The organism is Nocardia halotolerans (assembly GCF_042650145.1).
Taxonomy (GTDB): Bacteria; Actinomycetota; Actinomycetes; order Mycobacteriales; family Mycobacteriaceae; genus Nocardia; species Nocardia halotolerans.
Genome location: NZ_JBHSDL010000014.1, coordinates 613,091 through 635,734, shown reverse-complemented (window position 1 = coordinate 635,734; position 22,644 = coordinate 613,091). Strand labels below are relative to the sequence as shown.

Annotated in this window: 22 protein-coding genes, 1 tRNA gene and 1 pseudogene; 16 read left to right on the top strand and 8 right to left on the bottom strand. The window is 66.2% G+C overall.

The features are described 5' to 3' along the window. Nucleotides 1-151: 151 nt before the first annotated feature. On the top strand, nt 152-307 hold the full coding sequence (locus ACFO5K_RS13555; RefSeq protein ID WP_378561294.1) for a hypothetical protein: 156 nt from the start codon (nt 152-154) through the stop codon (nt 305-307). Further along, nucleotides 307-741 carry a Fic family protein gene (locus tag ACFO5K_RS13550; protein WP_378561291.1) on the top strand — a complete coding sequence of 145 codons (435 nt, stop codon included), beginning with the start codon at nt 307-309 and terminating at the stop codon, nt 739-741. Before ACFO5K_RS13555 ends, ACFO5K_RS13550 begins: the two co-directional genes overlap by 1 nt. A 75-nt stretch (nt 742-816) precedes the next feature. Here the strand turns inward: ACFO5K_RS13550 and ACFO5K_RS13545 are convergent, their stop codons facing one another. Next, nucleotides 817-1,002 (bottom strand): DUF5302 domain-containing protein, encoded by a 186-nt coding sequence (locus ACFO5K_RS13545; RefSeq protein WP_378561288.1) that lies wholly within the window; start codon nt 1,000-1,002, stop codon nt 817-819. An 86-nt stretch (nt 1,003-1,088) separates the two neighbouring features. On the opposite strand from ACFO5K_RS13545, the gene ACFO5K_RS13540 reads away from it, so the two are divergent. Next, nucleotides 1,089-1,964, top strand: a complete 876-nt coding sequence (locus ACFO5K_RS13540) for a hypothetical protein (protein WP_378561286.1) — start codon at nt 1,089-1,091, stop codon at nt 1,962-1,964. Here ACFO5K_RS13540 and ACFO5K_RS13535 read toward each other — a convergent pair. Continuing rightward, complete coding sequence (locus tag ACFO5K_RS13535) at nt 1,942-2,802, bottom strand: DUF1266 domain-containing protein (protein ID WP_378561283.1); 861 nt, start codon at nt 2,800-2,802, stop codon at nt 1,942-1,944. The two genes, ACFO5K_RS13540 and ACFO5K_RS13535, sit on opposite strands and share 23 nt — an antisense overlap. 53 nt (nt 2,803-2,855) lie before the next feature. After that, nucleotides 2,856-3,194 (bottom strand): YnfA family protein, encoded by a 339-nt coding sequence (locus ACFO5K_RS13530; protein WP_378561280.1) that lies wholly within the window; start codon nt 3,192-3,194, stop codon nt 2,856-2,858. A gap of 55 nt (nt 3,195-3,249) precedes the next feature. On the opposite strand from ACFO5K_RS13530, the gene ACFO5K_RS13525 reads away from it, so the two are divergent. Together ACFO5K_RS13525 and ACFO5K_RS13520 are read left to right on the top strand one after the other, a co-directional pair. Further along, nucleotides 3,250-4,053 (top strand): DUF6597 domain-containing transcriptional factor, encoded by an 804-nt coding sequence (locus ACFO5K_RS13525; RefSeq protein ID WP_378561277.1) that lies wholly within the window; start codon nt 3,250-3,252, stop codon nt 4,051-4,053. Between the two features lie 4 nt (nt 4,054-4,057). Further along, nucleotides 4,058-4,543 (top strand): NUDIX hydrolase, encoded by a 486-nt coding sequence (locus ACFO5K_RS13520; RefSeq protein ID WP_378561274.1) that lies wholly within the window; start codon nt 4,058-4,060, stop codon nt 4,541-4,543. Here ACFO5K_RS13520 and ACFO5K_RS13515 read toward each other — a convergent pair. The 4 genes from ACFO5K_RS13515 to ACFO5K_RS13500 all read right to left on the bottom strand — a co-directional run bounded on the left by ACFO5K_RS13515 (nt 4,522) and on the right by ACFO5K_RS13500 (nt 7,546). Further along, entirely contained in the window at nt 4,522-4,917 is a 396-nt protein-coding gene (locus ACFO5K_RS13515; RefSeq protein WP_378561271.1) for a VOC family protein, read from the bottom strand. The genes ACFO5K_RS13520 and ACFO5K_RS13515 overlap by 22 nt on opposite strands. Before the next feature lie 49 nt (nt 4,918-4,966). Beyond that, nucleotides 4,967-5,380, bottom strand: coding sequence for an arsenate reductase ArsC (locus tag ACFO5K_RS13510; RefSeq protein ID WP_378561268.1), 414 nt, complete (start codon nt 5,378-5,380; stop codon nt 4,967-4,969). A gap of 128 nt (nt 5,381-5,508) precedes the next feature. Then, entirely contained in the window at nt 5,509-6,810 is a 1,302-nt protein-coding gene (locus ACFO5K_RS13505; RefSeq protein WP_378561265.1) for a D-arabinono-1,4-lactone oxidase, read from the bottom strand. Between the two features lie 58 nt (nt 6,811-6,868). Then, entirely contained in the window at nt 6,869-7,546 is a 678-nt protein-coding gene (locus tag ACFO5K_RS13500; protein ID WP_378561262.1) for a TetR/AcrR family transcriptional regulator, read from the bottom strand. A 131-nt stretch (nt 7,547-7,677) separates the two neighbouring features. Between ACFO5K_RS13500 and ACFO5K_RS13495 the strand changes: the two genes are divergently transcribed. From ACFO5K_RS13495 to ACFO5K_RS13465, 7 genes are all read left to right on the top strand, one after another. Continuing rightward, nucleotides 7,678-9,174, top strand: a complete 1,497-nt coding sequence (locus tag ACFO5K_RS13495) for an MFS transporter (protein ID WP_378561259.1) — start codon at nt 7,678-7,680, stop codon at nt 9,172-9,174. Between the two features lie 162 nt (nt 9,175-9,336). Continuing rightward, nucleotides 9,337-9,759 carry a fluoride efflux transporter FluC gene (locus tag ACFO5K_RS13490; protein ID WP_378561257.1) on the top strand — a complete coding sequence of 141 codons (423 nt, stop codon included), beginning with the start codon at nt 9,337-9,339 and terminating at the stop codon, nt 9,757-9,759. Nucleotides 9,760-9,823: 64 nt separating this feature from the next. Beyond that, complete coding sequence (gene crcB, locus ACFO5K_RS13485) at nt 9,824-10,186, top strand: fluoride efflux transporter CrcB (RefSeq protein WP_378561254.1); 363 nt, start codon at nt 9,824-9,826, stop codon at nt 10,184-10,186. 47 nt (nt 10,187-10,233) lie between these two features. Then, entirely contained in the window at nt 10,234-11,871 is a 1,638-nt protein-coding gene (gene pgm, locus ACFO5K_RS13480; protein ID WP_378561251.1) for a phosphoglucomutase (alpha-D-glucose-1,6-bisphosphate-dependent), read from the top strand. Beyond that, nucleotides 11,868-13,199 (top strand): MFS transporter, encoded by a 1,332-nt coding sequence (locus tag ACFO5K_RS13475; RefSeq protein ID WP_378561248.1) that lies wholly within the window; start codon nt 11,868-11,870, stop codon nt 13,197-13,199. The genes pgm and ACFO5K_RS13475 overlap by 4 nt, the downstream gene beginning before the upstream one ends. Before the next feature lie 73 nt (nt 13,200-13,272). Continuing rightward, on the top strand, nt 13,273-14,013 hold the full coding sequence (locus tag ACFO5K_RS13470) for a DsbA family protein (protein WP_378561246.1): 741 nt from the start codon (nt 13,273-13,275) through the stop codon (nt 14,011-14,013). Between the two features lie 178 nt (nt 14,014-14,191). Continuing rightward, nucleotides 14,192-14,264: transfer RNA gene (locus ACFO5K_RS13465), tRNA-Ala, on the top strand. A 583-nt stretch (nt 14,265-14,847) separates the two neighbouring features. On the opposite strand, the gene ACFO5K_RS13460 is transcribed toward ACFO5K_RS13465, so the two are convergent. After that, nucleotides 14,848-15,036, bottom strand: coding sequence for a hypothetical protein (locus ACFO5K_RS13460; protein ID WP_378561244.1), 189 nt, complete (start codon nt 15,034-15,036; stop codon nt 14,848-14,850). A 152-nt stretch (nt 15,037-15,188) separates the two neighbouring features. On the opposite strand from ACFO5K_RS13460, the gene ACFO5K_RS13455 reads away from it, so the two are divergent. The 4 genes and pseudogenes from ACFO5K_RS13455 to ACFO5K_RS13440 all read left to right on the top strand — a co-directional run bounded on the left by ACFO5K_RS13455 (nt 15,189) and on the right by ACFO5K_RS13440 (nt 22,549). After that, nucleotides 15,189-16,055 (top strand): hypothetical protein, encoded by an 867-nt coding sequence (locus ACFO5K_RS13455; protein WP_378561242.1) that lies wholly within the window; start codon nt 15,189-15,191, stop codon nt 16,053-16,055. Nucleotides 16,056-16,205: 150 nt separating this feature from the next. Then, a complete protein-coding gene (locus ACFO5K_RS13450) occupies nt 16,206-19,922 on the top strand; it encodes a DUF4365 domain-containing protein (RefSeq protein ID WP_378563806.1) in 3,717 nt (1,238 codons plus the stop codon). An 823-nt stretch (nt 19,923-20,745) separates the two neighbouring features. After that, nucleotides 20,746-21,135: a hypothetical protein gene (locus ACFO5K_RS13445; protein WP_378561240.1), complete on the top strand. Its 390-nt coding sequence runs from the start codon at nt 20,746-20,748 to the stop codon at nt 21,133-21,135. A 496-nt stretch (nt 21,136-21,631) separates the two neighbouring features. Then, nucleotides 21,632-22,549 (top strand): annotated as a pseudogene (locus ACFO5K_RS13440) (IS5 family transposase). Nucleotides 22,550-22,644 lie beyond the last annotated feature (95 nt).

The following is a 22,644-nucleotide window of genomic DNA, read 5'->3' as shown; positions in this document are numbered from 1 at the left end:
TGCGGGTTCTTTGTGTTCGGGCGAGCCTCGGGTTTGGCGGTGAATCATTGTAGGTCCGCCAACTCGGTGTCAGACTGATACGGATCCTCCTGTCGGCGTCTCGATCGGTAGCATCAGGGTCCAGAGCTCAGAACGGATAGAGGTGTGGGTCGTGAAGCGTCGTGCGGTGTCCAAAGAGGCCGTCAAGCGGGTCGTCGTCCGCTCGACCAAGGCTTCCGCGCAGCTCGAGAACCGAGTCGTGCCCGCTGGGTATAAGCGGTCAGCGCGGGTCGAGAGCTTCTTGGTGAAGCGGCGATTGCAGGTCTGATGTCCCTGACGCCGGGCTACGGCGAGACACCGGTCTCCGCGGACGAGGCAGATGCGCTGCTTCCGGGCATCCGGGAATTGCTAGGAGAGCCGGTCAGCAAGACCGCCGTCTATGATCTCGAGCAAGCTGTCCAGGAACAAGTCAGTGAGACCCTGCTGACCGCAGTGCTCGATGACACGCTGACCCCGCACCAGCTGGGCATCGCGGCGCATGCCGAGACGGTCAGGATCCACCCATTCACGGACGGTAACGGCCGAACGACTCGTCTGCTCGCTGACCTCGTCTTTTTGGCCGCCCAGGACGGAGGGGTGTTGGAGCAGTACGATTGGGAGCTCGATAAGCCTCGATATATTGCCTTGCTGCGCGGGTACGACATGCATCGGGACCCTCGTGAACTCGCAGCCTTCATCCCGGTCCGCTCGCTCGATGAATGACCGCAGGGTAGAACGTCCGGTTGCCTTATCCCACTCAGAGCCCCTCACCTGATACAGGTGAGGGGCTCTTGTCTGTCAGCCGCCTGCGCGGCGGCGGAAGGTGCGTTTGCCGCCTGCTGCGGCGGTGGTGCCGCGGAGTTTGGCGGCGTTCTGGGCGGCGCCGCCTACGGTGGCGTTGCCGTTCTTGCGTTCCAGCGCTTCGCGGAACCTGCGTTTGGTCGCCTCTTCAGGCGACTCGGTGACTTCTCGGTCTTCGGACATGCGATAAGCCTGCCACCTCCGCGGCGGCGCGGATACCACGTCGGTACCATCCACGAAAGTGGGGATGCGCAGGAGGGACGTGGCTCGTGATCGAGGTATGGGGCGCGCGGGTCGCGGTTCGGTACGCGCGGGGGCGGTTGGTGACGACGCCGTTGCGGGCCGACAACGAGGTGGCCCTCGATGTGGGGGTGGCCGAGCTGGCCCGGATCGCGTTGGCGACCACCGAGGACGGGAAGATGGCGTTGCTGTTGTTCTTCCGGTCGGCGCAGTTCGTGGTCGATGGTGCGCCGACACAGCGGCAGCCGGTGCCGGTGTTTCTCGAGACCGAGTTGCGTGAGCAGGCGCAGGCCCTGATCAGGGCGGTCGAACGCGATCTGATCGGGCTGCGCCGGGTGTTCCCGCCACGTCCGAATCTGGTGCCGCCGCGTCCGGTCCGGGGCCCGCACGGACCGCAGCGCCCGGACGTGACGGCGGCCGCGGACCGAATGCGGCAGCCGGGCGGCTGCGCCCGCGAGATCGCCATCCTGCACGGTCGCGCCCGCCCCGACGAGTACGTGCTCGAACTGGCCGAAGCCGGTCACGGGGGTGCGCCGGGGATGGTCGCGATCACCACACTGCGGTTGCTGTTCGTTTCCGTCGATTCCATCTACGAGTTCCCCGTCGCGGTCCTGACCGGCACCGCGGTGCGCACCGAACAGCCGGCGACACTGCGGGTTTCGGGTGCGGGCGCCGACCTCGACTTCGTCGGCCACACCGCCACCGACTTGCAACGCGTCGCCGAGGCGACCGGGCTGGCCTGCGAGATCGAACACGCCGACGGGTCCATCGCGCCCACGCTGCCGTCCTCGACCGACCTGTTCGAGGAATGGCAGCTGCTGGTGGAGCGGCGCAAACTGGGGATGGTCTCCGACGAACCGTTTCGCCGTCAGGCCGTCGGGATCATGCTGACCATGCCGGGCTGAACACCGGCGCCCCCGCGTGCAGGGCCACCCGCCGCCACGGACTCGACGGGCGCAGGTGCAGCCCGGTGATCATCCGGCTGCGTTCGGCCACTTGGGTTCTGGCCGCCGACAGATCCTGGGTCGCCGCCCAGAAGATGGCGCCGGTGAGGAACCCGGCACCGAACTGGCGCCAGTTGCGGTAGTGCTGGCGGGCCCGGTCCAAACCGGTGAGCATGTGCTCGAACGACTCGTCCTCGGTGAGATACCCGGCGGTGCAGGCGGCGCGGGCGATGAAGACCAGCCGCGCCAGATCCCACGCGGTGGCATCGGTGTGCAGCGGGGACGGCAGGCTGTCGGTGATGCCGAGTTTGATGGCCTGCAACCAGGCGTCGTAGTCGCGGTCGATGCCGGCCGGACCGCGATAGCCACGGAATCCCGACAGCGTGTGCAGGAATTCGCGGTGCTCGTCGGCCAACCCGGACCGGTCGACCCGGCCGGTGTCGGTGGCCGCGGCGACCGCGAGCGGGTGCACGAGTTCGAACAGTGGCCCGTGCATGCCTGCCAGCAGCCTGCGGATGGTGTCGCGCGCGTCGTCGGCGTGGTCGACGCCCCACGATTCGTGCAGTCCCTCGATCGCGGTTTCGCGCCGGGTCGAGGTGCTGCCCGGTTCTTCGGGCAGGAACGCCACCTCGTCGCAGTAGGCGCCCCAGCTGCGCCCGTAGTAGGCGCCGACCGCCAGCGCGCGGATCCGGTCGGCGTCGTGTGCCGCGCCGGACCAGACATCGGGTTCGGCGTCGATGTCGGAGCCGGGAAATCCCGCGACGCGCGGCTGCTCACCGTGCACTGATGCCTGCTGCATGGAGCTACCCCTCCGCCGAGCCGAACGTTGTGCAGCCGAATCTTACGGACGAGCTATCCGAGTCCGCGCGGTGCGTACATGATGATGCCGACTCCGACCAGGCAGACCAGCGCACCGGTCACGTCCCAGCGGTCGGGGCGGAATCCGTCGAGCGCCATGGCCCACAGCAGTGATCCGGCGACGAAGACACCGCCGTACGCGGCCAGGATCCGCCCGAAGTTCGCGTCGGGCTGCAAGGTCGCGACGAAGCCGTACAGGCCCAGCGCCACCACCCCGGCCCCGATCCAGGCCATGCCCCGCTGCTCGCGCACGCCCTGCCAGATCAACCAGGCGCCGCCGATTTCGGCGACGGCGGCGAGCACGAACAGCAGTACAGAACGCAGTACGGACATGGGCCGACCCTATGGCCGTGTTCTCGTGTCGGTGGGCAGGGCTACCGTCGGAGAGGTGGCGGATTACTCCGAACGCGCGGCACGGCTCGATCGTGCGGTCGTCTGGACGCGCACCGCGGCCGGGCAGACCGGCCCGGTGACCGTGTTTCCCGACGGCTGCATGGACCTGATCTGGACCGAGGGCGCCCTGATGGTGGCGGGCCCGGACGATCACGCCTGTCAGGTCGCCACCGCCGGAGACGCCGAATTCGTGGGTGTCCGGTTCGCGCCGGGCAGCGCGCCCGCATTGCTGGGCGTGCCGGCCGTGGAACTGCTGAACCAGCGGGTCGATCTCGCCGAGATCCTGCCCGCGCGCCGGTCCAGGATGCTGGTCGACCGGCTCGACAACGCGCCCGACCGCGTTGCGGCTCTGGAATCGATCGCGATGCGGTTGGCGGCCGAGGCAGACACCGTGGACCCGGTGCTCACCGCGATCGTCGAGACCCTCGATGCGGGTGGATCGGTCGCGGGCACCGCCGAGCGGATCGGGATGTCGGCACGTATGCTGCACCGGCGCTCACTGTCGGCGTTCGGCTACGGACCCAAGATGTTGGCCCGTATTCTGCGTTTTCAGCGGGCCCTGGCCACGATTCGCGCCGGCGTTCCGGCTGCGGAAGCGGCTGCGGTCACCGGTTTCGCCGACCAGGCACACCTGTCACGGGAATTTCGTGACCTGGCCGGATGCTCGGTGCGCACGCTCCAACCAGTGTCGGCGCCGGGAAAGTCTCATTCGGCAACGCCACGCCGCGAAGTTATGCTCACTGTGCACGCCCCGTCGCATGTGCCAGGCCGAGTCCGAACCACCGACGAGAGGATGTGACCCGATGATCGACGAATCTGTGTATCCCACGCTCCGTATCGAGGCCGAACGAGACGAAGTCCGTCGGCTTGTCGTCGGTGCTGTCGTCGTCCACCACGACCGGGTCCTCCTGCTCCGCCGCCGACGATCGGACGCGCTGGGTGGCCAATGGGAACTGCCGAGCGGGGTCGTCGAACCGGGTGAGGCCCTCGACGACGCGCTGACCCGCGAGGTGGCCGAGGAGACCGGTCTCGAGGTCACCGGCGTCAGCGACTATCTGGGCGAGTTCGACTACCTGTCCGGGACCGGCGCCCGGACCAGGCAGTTCACCTTCGTCGTCGAGGTCGCCGCGACCGAACCGGTGCGCCTGAGCGAGCACGACGCGCACCTGTGGGCGAGGCTGGACGGCGAACCCCCGGTCAGTGACGAGGTCCGCGAGGTACTCGGCCGGTATCAGCGGCGCCTACGCGATCCGCACGGCTGGTCGTCCTATTCGGGCAACGGCGCGTAGAGGTCGATGCCGTGCCCGTCGGGGTCGGCGAGCGTGGCGTAGCGCTGGCCCCAGAAGGCGTCCCACGGCGGCTGTTCCCCGTGGTGGCCCGCGTCGACCAGTTCGGTATAGGTCTTGTCGACCTCGGCCGGATCGGCGCACCGGAACGCGAGGCTGCTGCGTCCGGGGCCACTCGGGGGCTGCCAGCCTGGGGTGAACGAGGCGATCGTCGCCTCGGTGTCCATGAGCAGGCGCATTCCGCCACCCAGCGGTGCCTCGGCGTGGGGTTCGTTCTCCGATCCGTCGGGGAAGGCCAGCCCCAGTCTGCGGTAGAACGCCACCGAGGCGGCCATGTCGGAGACGATGATGGAGACGGCATCGAGTTGTGGAGTCATACCCGCAGCTTAGGTACCGGTTCCGCGCCGGTCTTGAACGAATCGGACCTCAGCGCGCGGGCACGGGCAGCAGTTCCGCGATCAGGTTGCCGATCAGGATGCGCAGGTGGTCGCGGATTCCGCGGACCACCTCGATGGGCTGACCGGCCGGATCCGACAGCACCCAGTCGCGGTAGCTGATGCCGGGAAAGTACGGGCACACCTCGCCGCATCCCATGGTGACCACCACGTCGGAGAGCCCGACTACGTCGTCGGTGAGTACGGCGGGGCGTTGGCCGGAGATGTCGATGCCGACCTCGGCCATCGCGGCCACCGCGGCGGGAACGAGTTCGGGCGCCGGTTCGCTGCCCGCGGTGCGCACTCCGATCCGGTCGCCGGCCAGGGCGCGCAGGAAGCCGGCGGCCATCTGTGAGCGGCCCGCATTGTGGACACAGACGAACAGCACGGTCGGGGTGTGGGCCATGGTCGGCCTTTCAACGCAGGTGCGAAGTTCCTTGCGGCACTTCGAGTTTCCCCGACATCATTCCATCCACGACCCGAGGTGTGGGTTCGGCGGCACAGTTGTCCGCCGGTGTCCGCACCCCGCCCGGCTCAGTCGAGCGGCCCGAGCACCCGGCGCACGTAGTCGTTGGCGAACACCCCGGTGGGGTCGAAACGGCGCCGCACCGCGGTGAACCGGTCGAAATCCGGATAGCGCGCGCGCAGCGTGTCGGCGGTCTGGAAGTGGTGCTTGCCCCAGTGCGGCCGACCGTCGTAGGCGTCGAACACCGCTTCGCAGGCGCGCAGGTAGGGCTGCCATTCCATGCCCTGGTACTGGTGCACGGCGATGTAGCAGGTGTCGCGGCCGGTGGCGGGGGACAGGAACGCGTCGTCGGGGGCGACCCAGCGCACCTCGATCGGCATCGGCGTGCCGAAACGCTTGCCCAGCGCGAGGATTTCGCGCACCGCCGCGGCGCTGTGCGCGCGCGGGACCGCGTATTCCATCTCGTTGAACTTCACCTTGCGCGGGGTGGCGAAGACCCGGTAGGAGCGGTCGACCTGACGGTTGTTGCTGCCCGCGAGCGTGGCGGCGCGGTGAATGGTGGGGATGGTGGCGGGGACGAGCCTGCCCAGCCGGCACAGGGCGTCGTAGAGGTGGTTCGAGATCAGGATGTCGTTGAGCCACTCGGTGAGTTTGCCGCGCGGCTGCTCCAGCGCCTGGGTTCGGTTGTTGGCCTTGGTCATCGCCACCTCGCTGTGGGCGAAGGCGAAGAACTCGAAGTGCTCGTTGCCGTCGATATAGGTGTCGAGGTCGTCGAGCACGTCCGCGAGCGGCACCGGTCGTTCCGAACTCTCCAGCACGAACGACGGCTCGAGTTGCAGTGTCGCCGCGGTGACGATGCCCAGCGCGCCGATGCTGACTCGGGCCGCTTTCCAGCCGTCGGGATCGGTCTGCGCGTTCAGTTCCACCCGGGTGCCGTCGGCGCGCAGGACCTCCACCGAGTGCAGTGCGGCGGAGATGTTGGGCAGCTGGGCCCCGGTGCCGTGGGTGGCGGTGGCGGTGGCGCCCGCGATGGTCTGGGTGTCGATGTCACCGAGGTTGGGGAAGGCCAAGCCGTGTTCGTGCAGCAGCGGGCTTGCCGCGTTCAGGGTGAGTCCGGCCTGCACGCGTACCCGGCCGGTGGCGGTGTCGACGTCGAGCACCTTGTTCAGGTTGGCGAGGTCGATCAGGGTGCCGTCGGTGAGCACGGCATCGGTGAACGAGTGGCCCGATCCGGCGACGCGCACGGTGCGGCCCGCGGCGGCGGACTCGGTGACGATTCGGGCCAGTTCATCGACGTCGCGCGGGGCCGCGACGACGGCGGGTGAGCAGCGCTGCTCGCCCGCCCAGTTCACCCAGGTGCTCTTGGTCATGTGTCCAACAGTAGAGCAGCAACTGTGACGCGCGCTACTGCATCAGGAGAAAAACGCCTCAGCGGCGACGGCCGAGGCAGCCCGCGGCCTTGGCCTGCTCGACCTCGGTATCGGTGAGCGGGTCGACCAGCAGTGGCTGGCGCGGCACCGCATCAGTGCGCACCCCGTTGAGGGTGATGGCCATATAGCGCTGCCACACCGCGGAATTCACCGGACCGGCGAACTCGGCGAAGGCGTTGACCATGTGGATCAGCGCGAAGAAATCGGTGGTGGTGATGTCGGAATGCACCACGCCCGCGGCGCGCGCGCGATCGACGATGGCGCCCACCGCGGGCCGGATCCGGTCGCGCAGTTCGGCGAAGCGGACCGGGTCCTCCTCGAGTTCGAACATCACCTCGCCGAAGCCGCGGTTGGTCGCCAGGTGCCTGCACGCGTGCTCGAAGAACTCGACGAGTCCGAGCCAGGGGTCGGGCTCACGCATCGCCTGGTCGGCCGCGTCGGCGAAATCGACCATGTGCTGGTCGAAGACCTCGGCGATGAGTTCCTTCTTGTTCGCGAAACGCCGGTACACCGTGCCCACGCCGACGCCGGCTCGCTCGGCGACATCGTCGAGGGTGATTTCCAGGCCGTGATCAGCGAAGAGCTCGCGTGCGGCCGCGACGATGCGTTGCTGGTTGCGGGCGGCGTCGGCGCGCAACCGGCGGGGTGGTGTGTCGGTCGACGTGGCGTGTTTCACAGGTGCATCCTACCCATTGCCGGATTAAGTGGAGGTGTCTTCTCCGTTCCTCTGGTAGCTTCGAAATGAAGCGGAGGCGATATCTCCGATTATGCCACCGCGCCGCCATCAGCCGACAAATCAGGGGAGTTATGACCACCACACTCGACACCGGGACGAGTCCCGCGAAAGGCGCGGGTGACCGTCGCGGCTCCCACGCCCTGCGCTGGTGGGTGCTTGCCGTACTCGGCATCGCCCAGTTGATGGTCGTGCTCGACGCGACCATCGTGAACATCGCATTGCCCGCCGCCCAGGCCGACCTCGGCTTCGGCGACGCCGACCGGCAATGGGTGATCACCGGCTACGCGCTCGCCTTCGGCAGCCTGCTGCTGCTCGGCGGCCGCCTCAGCGACCTGTTCGGCCGTCGCAACACCTTCATCATCGGCCTGATCGGCTTCGCGGTCGCCTCGGCGATCGGCGGTGCGGCAGGCAGCTTCGAGATGCTCGTCGCGGCCCGGGTCGGCCAGGGCGTGTTCGGCGCGCTGCTCGCGCCCGCCGCGCTGTCACTGCTCACCGTCACCTTCACCGAACCCAAGGAACGCGCGAAGGCCTTCGGCATCTTCGGCGCGGTCGCCGGTACCGGTGGTGCGATCGGCCTGCTGCTCGGTGGCGTGCTCACCGAATGGGCGTCGTGGCGCTGGGCGATGTATGTGAACCTGATCTTCGCCGCTGTCGCCCTCGTCGGCGCGGTGCTGTTGCTGGCCAAGCACACCTCCACCAGTCGTCCGCAGCTGGACTGGCCCGGCACGATCGCCGTCACGGCCGCGCTTTTCGGTATCGTCTACGGCTTCTCCCACGCCGAATCCGAGGGCTGGAGCGACCCGGTCACCCTGGCGTTCCTGATCGGCGGCACCGTGTTGCTGGTGGCGTTCGGCTGGCTCGAGAACCGGGTCGCCAATCCGCTGCTGCCGCTGCGCATCATCGCCGACCGCACCCGCGGCGGGTCGTACCTGACCGTGTTCGTCATGGGTATCGGGATGTTCGCGATCTTCCTGTTCCTCACCTATTACATGCAGCTGTCGCTGGAGTATTCGCCGATCATGACCGGCGTCGCGTTCCTGCCGATGGTCGCGGGCATGGTGGCCTCCTCGACCACCGCGCCCTCGCTGCTGTTGCCCCGCGTCGGGCCCAAGGTCGTGATCAGCGGCGGCTTCCTGGTCGCCGCGGCGGGCATGCTGTGGCTGACCCAGATCGGCCTCGACACCGCCTATGTCACCCATATCCTGCCCGCGTTGATCCTGCTCGGGCTCGGTCTCGGTGGTGCGATGTCGGTGGCGTTCCAGGGCTCGACCGCCGGTGTGCAGCACGATGACGCGGGTGTCGCCTCGGCGATGGTCAACACCAGCCAGCAGGTCGGCGGTTCGATCGGCACCGCGCTGCTGAGCACGATCGCGGCCTCGGCGATGACCGACTACGTGTCCACCCATCAGCCCGGGCCGCTCACGATGGCGCAGGCCGCGATCGAGAGCTACACCACCAGCTTCTGGTGGGCCACGGCCACTTTCGTGTTCGGTGCGATCGTGATCGCGGTGCTGATGCCGAACACGGTGCCCGCCCCGGCCGAGGGCGAGCCGGTGCTGGCGCACTGACCCACCCGCGCGCGGCCCGGACCGGTACTCGGTCCGGGCCGTTGCCGTGCGCCGGTCAGGCGATGCTGGGTGTTTGCCGGACCCGCACCGCCGACTCCGGTGTCGGTGGGTCTGGATACGATGAGCACTGACCACCGTCGGATCAGCAGGGGAGGGCAGCGCATGACATCGCGGCCCGCCGCGCTCGATCCGGCAGTCCTGGCGGCCATCTCGGTGGGCGGCGGTCTCGGGGCGACGGCGCGCTACGGGGTGGGCCAGTGGTGGCCGGTGCGCGCCGGTCAATTCCCGTGGTCGACGTTGACGATCAATGTGGCCGGCTGCTTCGCGCTCGGGGTCCTGATGGTGGTGGTCACCGAGTTCTGGTCCGCGCCGGTGCTGTTGCGGCCCTTCCTGGGAGTCGGTGTGCTCGGCGGCTTCACGACCTTCTCCGCCTACAGCCTCGAGCTTCGTACACTGATCGACACCGGTTCGACGGGCACGGCCGTCGGCTATCTCGGCCTCTCGGTGCTCGCGGGGCTCGGCGCGGTGGTCGCCGCCATGACCGGAACCCGCTGGGCCGCGGGCGCCGCGAGGCGCAGCACGTGAATCCGACGACGGAAGGTGGCCATCCGATGGTCGAGACGCGGGCTCGGACACCGGGAGTGCGGCGATGACCGCGGCTCTGGTGTTCGCGGGCGGGATGCTCGGCGCACCCGTGCGCTACCTCATCGACCGGGCGGTCACGGCGCGATTCGCGGCCGGGCTGCCGTGGGGGACGGCAACCGTTAACATCGTCGGTTCGGCGTTGCTCGGTGGTCTGATCGGCGCGAGTACCGGCAGTGCGCTGTCGGCGTTCGTGGCCGTCGGCTTCTGCGGTGCGCTGACCACGTTCAGCACGTTCGGTTACGAGACGGTCCGTCTGGTGACCGAGGGCGCTTACGCGTACGCCCTGGGCAATGTCGTGATCAGCGTCGCGGCGAGTCTGGCCGCGGTGTACGCCGCCGCGACCCTGACCCAGTGGTTGTGCGCATGATCCTCATGACCAGCCGCGCGCAGCCGACACGGAAGGGAACTCCCACCATGGCCCACGATCGCGCCGGACGGCCCGCCCGCCCGACCGACCTGGTGGACATCGCCCACCTGGTCACCGCGTACTACAGCCGCGTCCCCGATCCGGACGAGCCGAGCCAGCGGGTGGTCTTCGGCACCTCCGGCCACCGCGGGTCCAGCGCGGACAGTGCATTCAACGAGGCGCACATCATGGCCATCACCCAGGCGATCGTCGAGTACCGCGCCACCCGCGACATCACCGGCCCGGTCTATCTCGCCCGCGACACCCACGCCCTGTCCGAACCCGCCTGGACCACCGCGCTCGAGGTCCTCGCGGGCAACGACGTCACCGCCGTGATCGACGCCCGTGGCCGCTACACCCCCACCCCGGCGCTGAGCCACGCTGTGCTGCGCCACAATCGGGGCGGCACCAAGCACCAGGCCGACGGCATCGTGGTCACCCCGTCGCACAATCCGCCCCGCGACGGCGGCTTCAAGTACAACCCCCCGCACGGCGGTCCCGCCGACACCAAGGCCACCGACGCCATCGCCGCCCGTGCCAACGAACTGCTGCGCGGCGGGCTCGCCGAGGTCAAGCGGGTGTCGCTGGCACAGGCGATGAAGTCCCACGTGGAGCGCTACGACTACCTCGACCGGTATGTGTCCGACCTGCCGAACGCGCTGAACCTGGACGCGATTCGCGGCGCGGGCATCCGGATGGGCGCCGACCCGATGGGCGGGGCCAGCGTGGACTACTGGGAGGAGATCGGCCAGCGTTTCGATCTCGAACTCGAGGTGGTCAACCCCTTCGTCGATCCGACGTGGCGTTTCATGACCCTCGACAGCGACGGCAAGATCAGGATGGACCCGTCCTCGCGCCACGCCATGGCCGCGCTCGTCGGGATCAAGGACGACTACGACATCTCCACCGGCAACGACGCCGACGCCGACCGCCACGGCATCATCACCCCCGACGGCGGCTTGATGAACCCCAACCACTTCCTCGCCGTGGCCATCGAATACCTCGTCGCGAACCGCATGTGGTGGGACGCGCTCACCAAGATCGGCAAGACCGTGGTCACCTCCTCGATGGTCGACCGGGTGGTCGGGCTGCTCGGGCGCGATGTGTACGAGGTGCCGGTCGGATTCAAGTGGTTCGTGCCCGGATTGTTCAGCGGCAGCCTGGCTTTCGGCGGTGAGGAGAGCGCGGGCGCCTCGTTCCTGCGGATGGACGGCACCGTGTGGACCACCGACAAGGACGGCATCCTGCTGGCCCTGCTCGCCGCCGAGATCGCCGCCGTCACCGGCCAGACCCCCTCGGCCAGGTACGGCGAACTGGAACGCCAGCACGGCAGCCCCGCCTACGCGCGCATCGACGCCGTCGCCACCAGCGAGCAGAAAGCCAAACTGGCCCGGCTCAGCGCCGAGGCGATCACCGGCACCGAGGTCGCCGGTGAGCAGATCACCGGCGTGATCACCACCGCGCGCGGCAACGGCGCCGCACTGGGCGGACTGAAGGTGACCACCGAGAACGCCTGGTTCGCCGCGCGCCCCTCGGGCACCGAGGACAAGTACAAGATCTACGCCGAATCCTTCCTCGGCGCCGAGCACCTGACCCAGGTGCAGGCGGCCGCCGAGGAGATGGTGAACCAGGCGCTGGAAGAGTGAGTACCCCGGTCAAAGTCCGGCTACCCCCCGAGATCTGGGTCCTGATCGCGGCCGCGTTCGTGATCGCCCTGGGCTTCGGTCTCGTCGCACCGGTCCTGCCGCAGTACGCGCGCGAATTCGGGGTGGGCATCGCCGCGGCCTCGGCGATCGTCAGCGCGTTCGCGTTGATGCGGTTGCTGTTCGCGCCCGCCAGCGGCCGGCTCGTGCAGAAGCTCGGCGAGCGGCGGGTGTATCTGGCCGGTATCGCGATCGTCGCGGTGTCGACCGGTGCGTGCGCGCTGGCCCAGACCTATTGGCAGCTGATGGTGCTGCGTTCGCTCGGCGGCATCGGCTCGACGATGTTCACCGTCTCGTCGATGGCCTTGATCATCCGGGTGTCCCCACCCGCCGCGCGCGGGCGGGTCTCGGGTGTCTACTCGACCAGTTTCCTGCTCGGCTCACTGCTCGGCCCGCTGGTCGGCGGCGCACTGGCCGGGCTCGGTCTGCGCGCACCGTTCGTCATCTACGCGGTCGCGCTGCTCATCGTGTGCCTGATCGTTTTCGTTGGATTGCGGGAATCGCCGGTGCTGGCCACCGACTCGGCGACAGCCGCGCCCGAACTGACCTTCCGCCAGGCCATGTCGCGGCCCGCCTACCGCGCGGTACTGCTGACGAGTTTCGCCGGCGGCGCGGCCGTGTTCGGTGTGCGAATGGCGTTCGTTCCGCTGCTGGTGGTGGAGATCCTGGAGCAGGAAGCGGGCATGGCGGGCGTGGCGCTCACCGTGTTCGCCGCGGGTAACGCGGCGGTGCTGTTCGCCTCGGGCCGGCTCTCCGACCGTTTCGGTCGCAAACCGTTCCTGATCCTCGGCTCGGCCATCTGCGCCGTGGGCACCGCCGCGCTCGGGTTCGCGCCGACGATGCCCTGGTTCCTGGCCGCCTCGTTCGTGGCCGGACTGGGTTCGGGGATGTTCACCCCCGTGCAGCAGGCGGCCCTGGCCGACGTGATCGGCACCAGGGCTCGCGGTGGACCGGTGCTTGCCGCGTTCCAGATGTCGGCCGATCTGGGCACCGTGCTGGGCCCGATCGTGATCGGCTGGGTCGCCGACCACACCTCCTTCGAGGTGGGCATGACGGTCACCGGTGCGGTGCTGGCCGTGTCGGCGGCGCTGTGGCTGGTGACGCCGGAGCCCTCACGGATCGTCCACCACGAAGACCCCGCCCACCCCGATCACGCGGGCGACGGCATCGACCCCCAGTGCACCTGCGACGGCGGGCCCGCCGACGCGCCGGTGGTGCGCGACGGCATGGCGCCCACCGGTCGGCGCGCCGGCTACGGCAAGTCGCCGTAGCCGATCGGCTGGTCAGCGACGTTTCCGACCGCCCGGGCGGCGCGCCGCGACCGACTCGAGGCAGAGTGGACGGGTGAGCAAAGCCGGTTCTTCGCACAAACCCAGCCCCGTCTCGAGCAACACCACCTACGCGCTGGGCGCGGTGGCACTCGTCGTCATCGGTTTGATCGTGTTCGCCGCCTTCAAATGGGGCAAGGAAACCCCCACCGAGGTGCGCAACGACGGTTACGGTGCCGTGCGCGAAGCCGCGGTGGAGGTGGCCGTGCAGCCCGAGGGCGTGATCCGGCTCGGCCGCCCCGACGCCGCGAAGACCATCGACATCTTCGAAGACCCCCTCTGCCCCGCCTGCGGCCTGATGGAACGCGGTTTCGGGCAGGAACTGGCCCAGAAGGTGGACGAAGGCAAGCTGGCGGTGAACTACCACTTCGTCGCTTTCCTCGACCCGCAGTCCAAGAGCGAGGACTACTCCACCCGCGCCATCGCGGCGAACCTGTGTGTCGCCCAGGCCGGCTCGGGCCCCGCCTACAGCAAGTTCCACGAAACCCTGTTCGTGGATCGTCAGCCCGCCGAAGGCGCCGAGGACCTGAGCAACCCCGCCTTGGCCACCATCGCCCGCGAATCCGGCTCCCCCGAATCCGCCGCCGCCTGCATCGCCAACAGCACCCAGCGCGACGCCGCCGCCACCGCCGCGCAGAAGAACCTCGCCGACCTCGACGCCCGCACCGACAACAAGGCCGCCACCCCAGCCATCTACGACGGCACCACCGCCATCGACTGGCGCGACGAGAACTGGGTCGTCGACCTCGCCCCCTGACCCGCGTGAGGTTCGGCACATCCTAGTTCCCACCCCGTCCCACCGCACGCCCCAGCGCCCACCCCAGCCCCACCCACAACGCCGTGTTTTCGCCCGCTACCAGCCGATTTGTTCTCCCGGAGAACCATGGTGTAACTTCATTCAGGCAGCAGCGAGAGCCGCTGAGAAAACAGAACACGGGGCTATGGCGCAGCTGGTAGCGCACCACACTGGCAGTGTGGGGGTCAGGGGTTCGAGTCCCCTTAGCTCCACAGAAATAGCAGGTCCGGCCCGGTCATTGACCGGGCCGGACCTGTTTTCTGTCCTGGCCCCCCGGAAACCCCCCGTTTTGGTCGTGTGTTGATGGATTCGCCCTGCGGGCTGCTCGTGCTTTTGGTTCGGACCACCGTCTTTGTCGCAGGTTCGATTCCTCGGCAGGACACGCAGAACATGGGAAACCGGAAAACGCCTGGTCGTTGGAGATTCTTACCCGATCTAACGATGTCGGACTGCCGGTACGGACTGGTGCCCGGTCCCATGTTCGATGTGCCCACGGCGGGGCGTGTCGAACATTGGAACGCAGACGAGCAGCGGTTTTGCGCTGGTCGTCTCATGGTCGACGCCACCTAGCCGTTGTAGATGGACGCTGACGGTGGTGTGTCCGCAGGGCGGATCGACCAGTACGCCAACCCTGCTTCAGCACCGAACACTACTGGTCGCGGGTTGATTCGTAGGGTAAAGCCCGCCGCCGTCGTGCACGGCGGCGGGCGCAACGGAGCCTACGCGAGCCATCGATCACTGCTACTCGAAGACTCCTCCCCGCAATCGATCGGGGGCTTCGACCTACTGGATGAGCTATCTGCCGAGTATCACGTGCAGCAGGCCAACCATCGCGAGTGTGGTCGCAACCCCGGCGCCCACATCGGTGATCGCTCCGACAACGACGCCAGTTGCGCCCGAGAACGCGAGGATCACGAACCACCGCAGCGGCAGCGGCTCGGGATCCGGTTGCCAACCGGACTGGTTCGCGGTGCTGGTTGCCATGTGGTGACGCCTCTCTGTCGTGTTGTCGGCCTTCGCGGTACGCGCCGTGCAGGGGTGGTTAATGCGCTCCAGCCTTCTACCGGCAGCGGTCTCCGTCTACGCTTGGTCCTGTATCGATATGGCAGGGGCTTATCATTTCGGACGACGATGTAGTGGCGGCCCTCAGCGTTCCGCCGTTCGACGGGCAAACCGGTACCGGCGGCATGGCTTTCGCCGATGCGGATGGGACACAGCGAGTCGTGGTCACCTACAGCGACCTGCCCGGACCGTGGACGTACACGATCGAAGGTTCGCTCGTAAAGGGCGAGCCGATGATCACCAAGTTGTCAATCGGGCAGCGAGATCCGGCGACGCCGATCTCGATCAACCAGACCCGCCTGCGCCGCGTACAGGTCAAGGTGCTCTTCGAGCGCATCAAGCATGCGCTGCACACCGACTGGTCCGACCGGGTGTCACAGCTGCTCGGTGACGCCCGGACTCAATTGCCCAAGTCGGATAGGTCGTGGCACGCGCAGCACTACCTGCAGGTGAGCTGGGCGTATACCGAGGCAGAGAAGGCTGGGCGTCCGGCCCGCAAGGCGATCGCCGATCAGTGGAAGGTCTCACTTGTCACCGCGAGCCGCTGGCTGAGCGAAGCGCGTAAACGCGGCTACCTCCCGCCCTACGTGCCGGGTAGAAACCGGGATACCGAGGACGATCTATGGTCGCGGCAGCGCTTCGCCACGTCCATCGTCGAAAAGTCGGCCGCAGAAGCCTTCTTCCACCGCGTGGTGAGCGATGCGGTGAGCGCGTCATCGGAGACGGCACTGGACACGATCTTGGACACCGCGCTCTCCATGGCCAGCGAAGCCATCTCGCGCTGCACTGCCACCGAGCAACCCGAAGCCGAGCTCCGACTCACCGCGTTCATCAGAGAATTGCTCGCCTTCACCAGACCCGGTCAGCCCAGCGATGTGCGCTCAGCGGCGAACGTGCTCCTGGATGTGCTCGCTCCAGAGGAGGGCAACGGCAGCTCCTGACGTGTACCGCTTGCGCCAGAGCCGGTGGATGCCAACCACCGCGCCCTCGTCGAACCGCCGTCCGCCCAGGCTCGGCCGCGCGCAGTGAGTTCGCGGAGCGGGAGCGGGAAGGGCGCTATCCTGTAGCTAGGGAACACCGACCGGGGAGGCATTCCGATCAACGACGATACGAACCGAATCGATCGGGCCTCCGTCGGGCTTTGCGAGTTTCAGATCAACGAGTTTCTTGGGCATACCTTCCGAGAACAGACGACCTCGGATTTTGGTGTCGACGCTCATGTGGAAGTCAAACGTGATGGAGTTCCAACTGGTCGGTTGGTCGGTCTACAGCTGAAAGGGGGCCGCTCGCAGTTTGGCGAGGAAACAGATGTAGGTTGGAAGTTTCGTCCCAAGAAAAAGCACATTCCGTACTGGCTCGGTCACTCCCTGCCTATGTATCTCTTGCTGATCGACAAGAGTGCACAGACAATATACTGGCAAGAATTGTCGGAGAGGACGTTGAAAACCGGCCCGCGCGGCGGCGTTTACGTCGTGGTTCCAAAGACTCAGACCCTGCCCAGCGCTGGGGCAACTTGGGAAACGGCCGCCGAGCAGTTCGCAAAAACGGCGCTTTCGGACTATCGCGACAACCTGACGCGCTTGCCGTCGCCGGTAATTACTCGGTTAGAGATCTTCGAGGCTGCGAATGCGGATGCAGCTGCTTTGCTCGCTGCGCACCTCACACGAGGTCGTGGGGCGCCCGAAGTCGTTGTGCGCACCTTATTGGGCAGCGCCCCAGCTTGGCTCTCGCCCGATGGCACAAGTGATGGTCTGGTAATACTAGCTAACTATGCACACGCTCATGGTTTGCCAATATTGGCGGTCGACGTGCTACTTGCTGCTGCGGAACAGACGCCGGAGTTGAAGTTCAGGTACACGCGTGACGCGGGTCTCACTGCGCTGGAATTCGATCAACTTCGTGCCCAGGAGCTCCTCGCGGTCGCTGCCTCAATGCCCGAAGCCTCCGGGGATGTGCACCTCGAAATTGGTTGTGCTGTTCTCGCCCATCCCGAAGGCTCAGCCGCGCCTGTACCTTTGACGGAGGAATTCAAGGCGCGACTTGAAGCTATTGCCGACGACGAGCTGGTGATTTCCTTTCTTGCGCGTCAGAGCGAACACGCCGACAACCTCGATCGCGCCGTTGAACTGTTCGAGCGGGCGCTCGCGCGGGTTCCTGAATCAGCCGGACTGATGAGTGCTTTAGCGCGTGTACTCAGCCGCAGGGCGCGAACACCGAGCATGCAGCCTACTGACCAACGGCGCGCTGTCCAATTCGCCTCTGATGCCGTCGACCGGATTCACGCCTGGTCCGGCCCCACCGAGTTTGCATTGCACACGCTGTTGCAGTGCCTGCTCGTCGCGGGCCAATTCAGTAAAGTGCTCGATCGAAGTTTGCCAGCGCCCGACGGCAGAGCGACTTTCGAAGAGTCGCAAAGGCTCGATATCTGTACCTTTGCAGCGACTGCGGCGACCGCTCTCGGGCGACGTGACCTCGCGCTGCAATTGATTGAGTCTCTCCCACCGGGCGCGGATCGAGACCTCGCGCGACTTCGGTTGGGAGACGAAGCCGATGAGGACGGGGACCAGAAAAGAGCGTTGATCAGTCTGGCCGAACGACTGGACAAGACCCGGCCCGAGGCATTGCTACAAGTCGTGATGCGTTTGAGCGACCTCGGAGTGGATGAGTCAGTGCGGCTCGACCCACTCGTGGCCGATCGCATCATTGCAGCGGATCTCCGGGATCTCGCAGCGATCAGCGCCAAGGCTCATGCCGATCTCGACGCAGTTCTCCCGGAATTGCGCCTGTTGGCTGAGCGTGACGAACTCGCTGCAAGGAAGCTTATTGATTATTTGGCAGACGCCAACAGGATCGACGACGCCGAAGTTGCAGCCGAGGCAGCCCATCTTCGATTCGGCATTCCTGATTTCGCGTTGAGGCGTGCTGAACTACTGATCCGCTTGCAGCGCCTGGATGAGGCGCACGACACGGCTACTGATGTCCTTGCGTCCTCCGTCGCTGAGCCGGTTGATCGTCGTGCCGCCCATCAATTGTTAGCGCGTCTTCTATGGCATCAAGCTCTAGAGAATCCCGCCGACAGCCGAATTTTCTCGCGGCTCGAACGCCAGCTTATCGAGTGCGTGAACTCGGATGAACTGACTGTCGAAGAGCGCGATGTCTGGCAACTGCTAGAGGTGCAGATGCGCCTGGCCAAGGAAGATGACGCTTTTGCGACGCTGTCGCGTTACGAGCCGGCGATCGTCACACCGGACATGGCTCGTCTCTGGTTTTCGGTCGTGATGACCCGACCAACGCTAGCTGCACCCACGTACGCGCGCATGTTGCAATTGGCGGACACCTTTGCTGCCGAGGCAGAGCTTAGCGCCGGTCTTCTGACCGCGGTGATCACTCGCACGCGCGATGCGGACGACGAACTGGCCACACCTGTTGATCAACGACCAATCCTCGATCGTGATCGCCGAGCAGCCGCGTTCGCTGCACTCGATGCTCACGTGGAGCGGCACGGTGACCGTAGCCCGATTAAAATCCTGCAGGCGCCTACGAGCGAAGACCTGATCGCCCAGATGACCGACCTCACGCGTCGCGATGAGCGTCCGCTGATCGAACTCGTACAGATGATCCGTCAGGCCCGCCTACCTTTGGGCATGTTGGCTTTGGCGGCGGGGCGTCCGTACTCTTCCACTCTCGCGACCAGACCGCTCGGATACTTCATTTCAGCAGCGGCAATCGAAGAGGACGACTCAGCCGATGAGGAGGCAGCCCGGGCAGCGTCAAACCGTGATGTCGTGGTCGATGCTTCCACCCTGCTCGTCGCTGGTGAACTCGGCGAGTTCGACAACTTCCGCGGCAAGTTCCGTAGCCTCCTCATCCCTCTAGGGTCTTACACAGATATACGTGCGGGACGCGCCGTTCTGGAGGGTCGCTCTTCAAGTAGCAGCTCTATACGATACGACGCAAGAACCGACTCGATCGTAGCTGTCGAGATCGAAATAGAAGGCCATCTCGAAGCGCTCGCCCGATTCTCGAAAATCGACCGTGCTCTTGCCGCTACGCGAACGGTCGAAAACGCCACTCTTGAAGAGGTCAATCTCCCGGGGGCAGCCCCTTGGCTCGGACCGATCGCGCTCGCGAAGCGCCGAGGTGTGCAACTTTGGTCCGACGATCTGGCGCAGAGGCGACTGGCTAGAAGCCTCGGTGTAGAAGCATTCGGAACATCGACACTACAGCAACTTCGTACTGCCAGCCGCTTAGAGAACGGAGCGCTGGACGAGACGCAGTATAAAGAAATCCTTGAGATAAGGCGGCGAGAGATCCTCGACGCTCTGGGAGCACACATCGTCGATGTTCCAACTGACTGCCAGGTTGTCGTCGATCGAGGCAGCAGCGAAGAATGGGACGAACAAGTCGCGCTGGTCACAGTAGGTCGGCCCGGGTGGTGGCATATGGCTGTCAACTCATGGAAAGACCTGCAATACATTTTGGCAGCCGTGGAGCGAGAAAGCGGCCCATCCGATACGTGGCGCTATCAAGCTATGTGGGGTGTCACTCAAGTTGCGCCCGACGACTCGACACGTGTTGCAATGCTACTCGCCTGTACTGCCATGATCACTGTCGGAGATACAGTGCAAGAGGACCGAATGGTTGAGCATCTCACTGTAGCCTGTGAGATCGCGACTCAAAGTGGCGCTAAATCTCCTATGGACTTCCTGGTCGAGGCCGCAACGGTGCTTGAGTCAGCGGGAGCGTCTTCCCCCGCGCCAGTTGACGTCGCACGCCTGCGCTCAAGGCTCTCCAGATCAGACGACTGACCTGGACTGTTGGTCCAGTCCGAACACGCCACTCAAGCATGCGGCGCAGTATTCTCGGTAAACGCGCTGGGTCGCCCGTAGGGTCGTTCCTTTCGAACGCCGTTCGCCGTCTTCGGCCGCGCGCTTCGTGTGCGAGCCCGCTCGCCCATCGCCGGTGCTCATCGCGGTGACGGGTCGGACAGGCGACTGCGGCGGCGGGCAGCCATTGCCGATAGTTGTACCCAAGCTGCCGGTCGCCGACTGTTGGAGGGTCGATATTCGTCGCTGCGTTATCCCCTGTCGAGTCCGGACTGTTCCTGCCCGCACGCGGAGGCTAGGTAGGCACACGGATCGGTGGACCGGGGATCGGAGCAGCCTGTTACGTCTAACAGACACCGGTAAGCTTGGATGCCTCCGGGTGCCGGTTTCGCCACACGAATACCGCGCGCCCGGTGGCGTTCTCGTGCGGTGCCCAGATCCACGCGCCGAACGCCCGCTTTCCCTGCCGCTCGGGGCTGCCATACCAGAACATGCGGACCATCGGGGGCAAAACCCGCACCTGGGTGCCGTGCTCGTCTGCTGTCACGTCGCCCGCGCGTGGTGACCTGATGCCCATTGACCCCCCCGGGAATCCGGCCGATGGCTGTCCTCGCTCAACCAGAGTAGTGCGCAGTAGTGAATGATCGCAGCAGTTCAACCAGCAGGCCGCCGGCCTATGTCGCCACTGCCAGGTCGACGACCGTGGCGTCGGCGGCGTTGAACGGAGCGATTGGCGGATGGGTCGCGTGGTGCACGCGACAGGTGTGCTGTGGGAGCACAGTGTCCTTGAACGTTCGGTACGTAGGTGGTGCGAAGTGAACGTATCGCTGCAGTCCAAGCCAAGGCGCTGGCCGCGCTGTTGAGTTGGCTGCAGATTCGTGGCGACAAGATCCGCGCTAAAGGCCGGGTCGAGCGGTTTCCGGCTCTGATCGCCGCAGCGTTGGCTGTGCGCCGTGTCGGGAAGAAGTCGGCAAGTGCAAGACTTGAGGCGGGCCCACCGGTAACCCCCCGCTTTCGTCGTAGAGGTGGCATCAATGTCAGGCTGTGCCGAGAGAAGATTGTTCGAGAACTGAAGGCCGCGCTGTCGGCAGGCTTCATCTTTGTGCTGGTCAGCCCCTTTTACCATGCTCCTGACCATCTCGGCAAGGTGAACCGGGCGGCTTCCTGTCGTCCGTTGGCGTATTTGACGTTCTGACCACCGATCAGCGCGGGCTGAGTACCTGCCGCTGGTCTCGGGGTGACCCGCGGATGGGTGCGGTGCGGTTTTCGCCACGGAAGAAGATTCCGATCAAGGCGCCGAAATTCTGTCGCAGCCGAGCATATTTCGAGATTTCAGCGACCTATTGCCCGGTCGGGGTGGCCGCCGCGCTGGACTGGTCGTCGGTGGGGTTGGGCTCTGCACACCAACCCCGTCGGGGCCGGTGGACTCATGACGCTCTATGTGGGGGTCAGGGGTTCGAGTCCCCTTAGCTCCACAGAAATAGCAGGTCAGGCCCGGTCATAGACCGGGCCTGACCTGTTTTTTGCGGTTCAGCCCCCGGTTACCCCCCGCTTTGGCTGTATGTCTGATTGATTCGGCCCGTCCGAACTTGTCGTGGTTCGATGCACTGCGACGGATCGAAATCGGCACTAGGTCATGTGTCCCAATCGGATTTTCGGTTCACCGCCGGTAGTCCGTCAGGTCGGGCATCATGTTCGCCGTGGCGAAGACTGCCGGTGATCGGCATCAACTTCTGACGGACAACCAGTGGGAACTTCTCGAGCTGCTGTTGCCGAAATCCGATGGCCGCGTGGGTCGTAACTTCTCCAACAACCGCCAGGTCGTGGAGGGAATGTTGTTCCGGTTGCGGACCGGAGTGCCGTGGCGGGACCTGCCCGAGGCCTTCGGGCCGTGGCAGACGGTGTGGAAACGGCACCGCCGCTATGCCGCCGACGGGACCTGGGATCGGGTGTTGGTCGCGTTGACCGCGTTGGCGGACGCGACCGGCAACCTCGATTGGGCGGTGTCGATCGACTCGACGATCGTGCGGGTCCATCAACACGGCGCCAACACCCGTCGCAGCGGCGGCGCGGTTTCCGGCCCGGATGGTGAGTTATGAGCCGACTGATCACGGGATCGGCCGGTCTCGGGGCGGGTTGACTACCAAAGCCCATCTGGCCACCGACGGTAATGGTCGCGGTTTGGCGGTGTTGATCACCGCGGGCCAGGCCGCAGATTGCCCGGTGATGCCCGCGGTACTCGACGCGATCGCGGTCCCGAAACTGGTCATGGTCCGCCACGCCGCAATCCCGATCGGGTCTTGGCAGATAAAGCGTATTCCTCTGCGGCGAACCGAAAGCTGTTGCGCAGCAGGCGGTTCGTGGCGGTGATCCCGCAACGGTCTGATCAGGTAGCCAACCGGAAACGCCGTGGCAGTGCCGGCGGGCGCCCGCCCGGGTTCGACTCCGACGCTTACAAGAGGCGCAATGTGGTCGAGCGGGCGTTCAACAAAGCGAAGCATTGGCGTGGTGTCGCGACTCGTTACGACAAGCTGGCTTGCACCTACCGGGCCGGGATCGTCATGGCCCTCACGGTCGAATGGCTGAAGCTATTGGGAGACATAACCTAGTCGCCACAAGATCTTGTCCGGAGTCGGTCTGGCGTCAGCCTGACCGCTGCCGCTCGCGATGGGTTAGGCGCTACGTCTGCCGTGCCAAGCCCGAA

Bases quoted from the DNA above. Each gene is read 5' to 3' on its own strand.
- ACFO5K_RS13530 (WP_378561280.1), bottom strand. From the start codon at position 3,194: ATGTCCGTACTGCGTTCTGTACTGCTGTTCGTGCTCGCCGCCGTCGCC.
- ACFO5K_RS13495 (WP_378561259.1), top strand. From the start codon at position 7,678: ATGACCACCACACTCGACACCGGGACGAGTCCCGCGAAAGGCGCGGGT.
- ACFO5K_RS13505 (WP_378561265.1), bottom strand. From the start codon at position 6,810: ATGACCAAGAGCACCTGGGTGAACTGGGCGGGCGAGCAGCGCTGCTCA.
- ACFO5K_RS13460 (WP_378561244.1), bottom strand. From the start codon at position 15,036: ATGGCAACCAGCACCGCGAACCAGTCCGGTTGGCAACCGGATCCCGAG.
- ACFO5K_RS13520 (WP_378561274.1), top strand. From the start codon at position 4,058: ATGATCGACGAATCTGTGTATCCCACGCTCCGTATCGAGGCCGAACGA.
- ACFO5K_RS13510 (WP_378561268.1), bottom strand. From the start codon at position 5,380: ATGGCCCACACCCCGACCGTGCTGTTCGTCTGTGTCCACAATGCGGGC.
- ACFO5K_RS13490 (WP_378561257.1), top strand. From the start codon at position 9,337: ATGACATCGCGGCCCGCCGCGCTCGATCCGGCAGTCCTGGCGGCCATC.
- ACFO5K_RS13550 (WP_378561291.1), top strand. From the start codon at position 307: ATGTCCCTGACGCCGGGCTACGGCGAGACACCGGTCTCCGCGGACGAG.
- pgm (WP_378561251.1), top strand. From the start codon at position 10,234: ATGGCCCACGATCGCGCCGGACGGCCCGCCCGCCCGACCGACCTGGTG.
- ACFO5K_RS13535 (WP_378561283.1), bottom strand. From the start codon at position 2,802: ATGCAGCAGGCATCAGTGCACGGTGAGCAGCCGCGCGTCGCGGGATTT.
- ACFO5K_RS13545 (WP_378561288.1), bottom strand. From the start codon at position 1,002: ATGTCCGAAGACCGAGAAGTCACCGAGTCGCCTGAAGAGGCGACCAAA.
- crcB (WP_378561254.1), top strand. From the start codon at position 9,824: ATGACCGCGGCTCTGGTGTTCGCGGGCGGGATGCTCGGCGCACCCGTG.
- ACFO5K_RS13515 (WP_378561271.1), bottom strand. From the start codon at position 4,917: ATGACTCCACAACTCGATGCCGTCTCCATCATCGTCTCCGACATGGCC.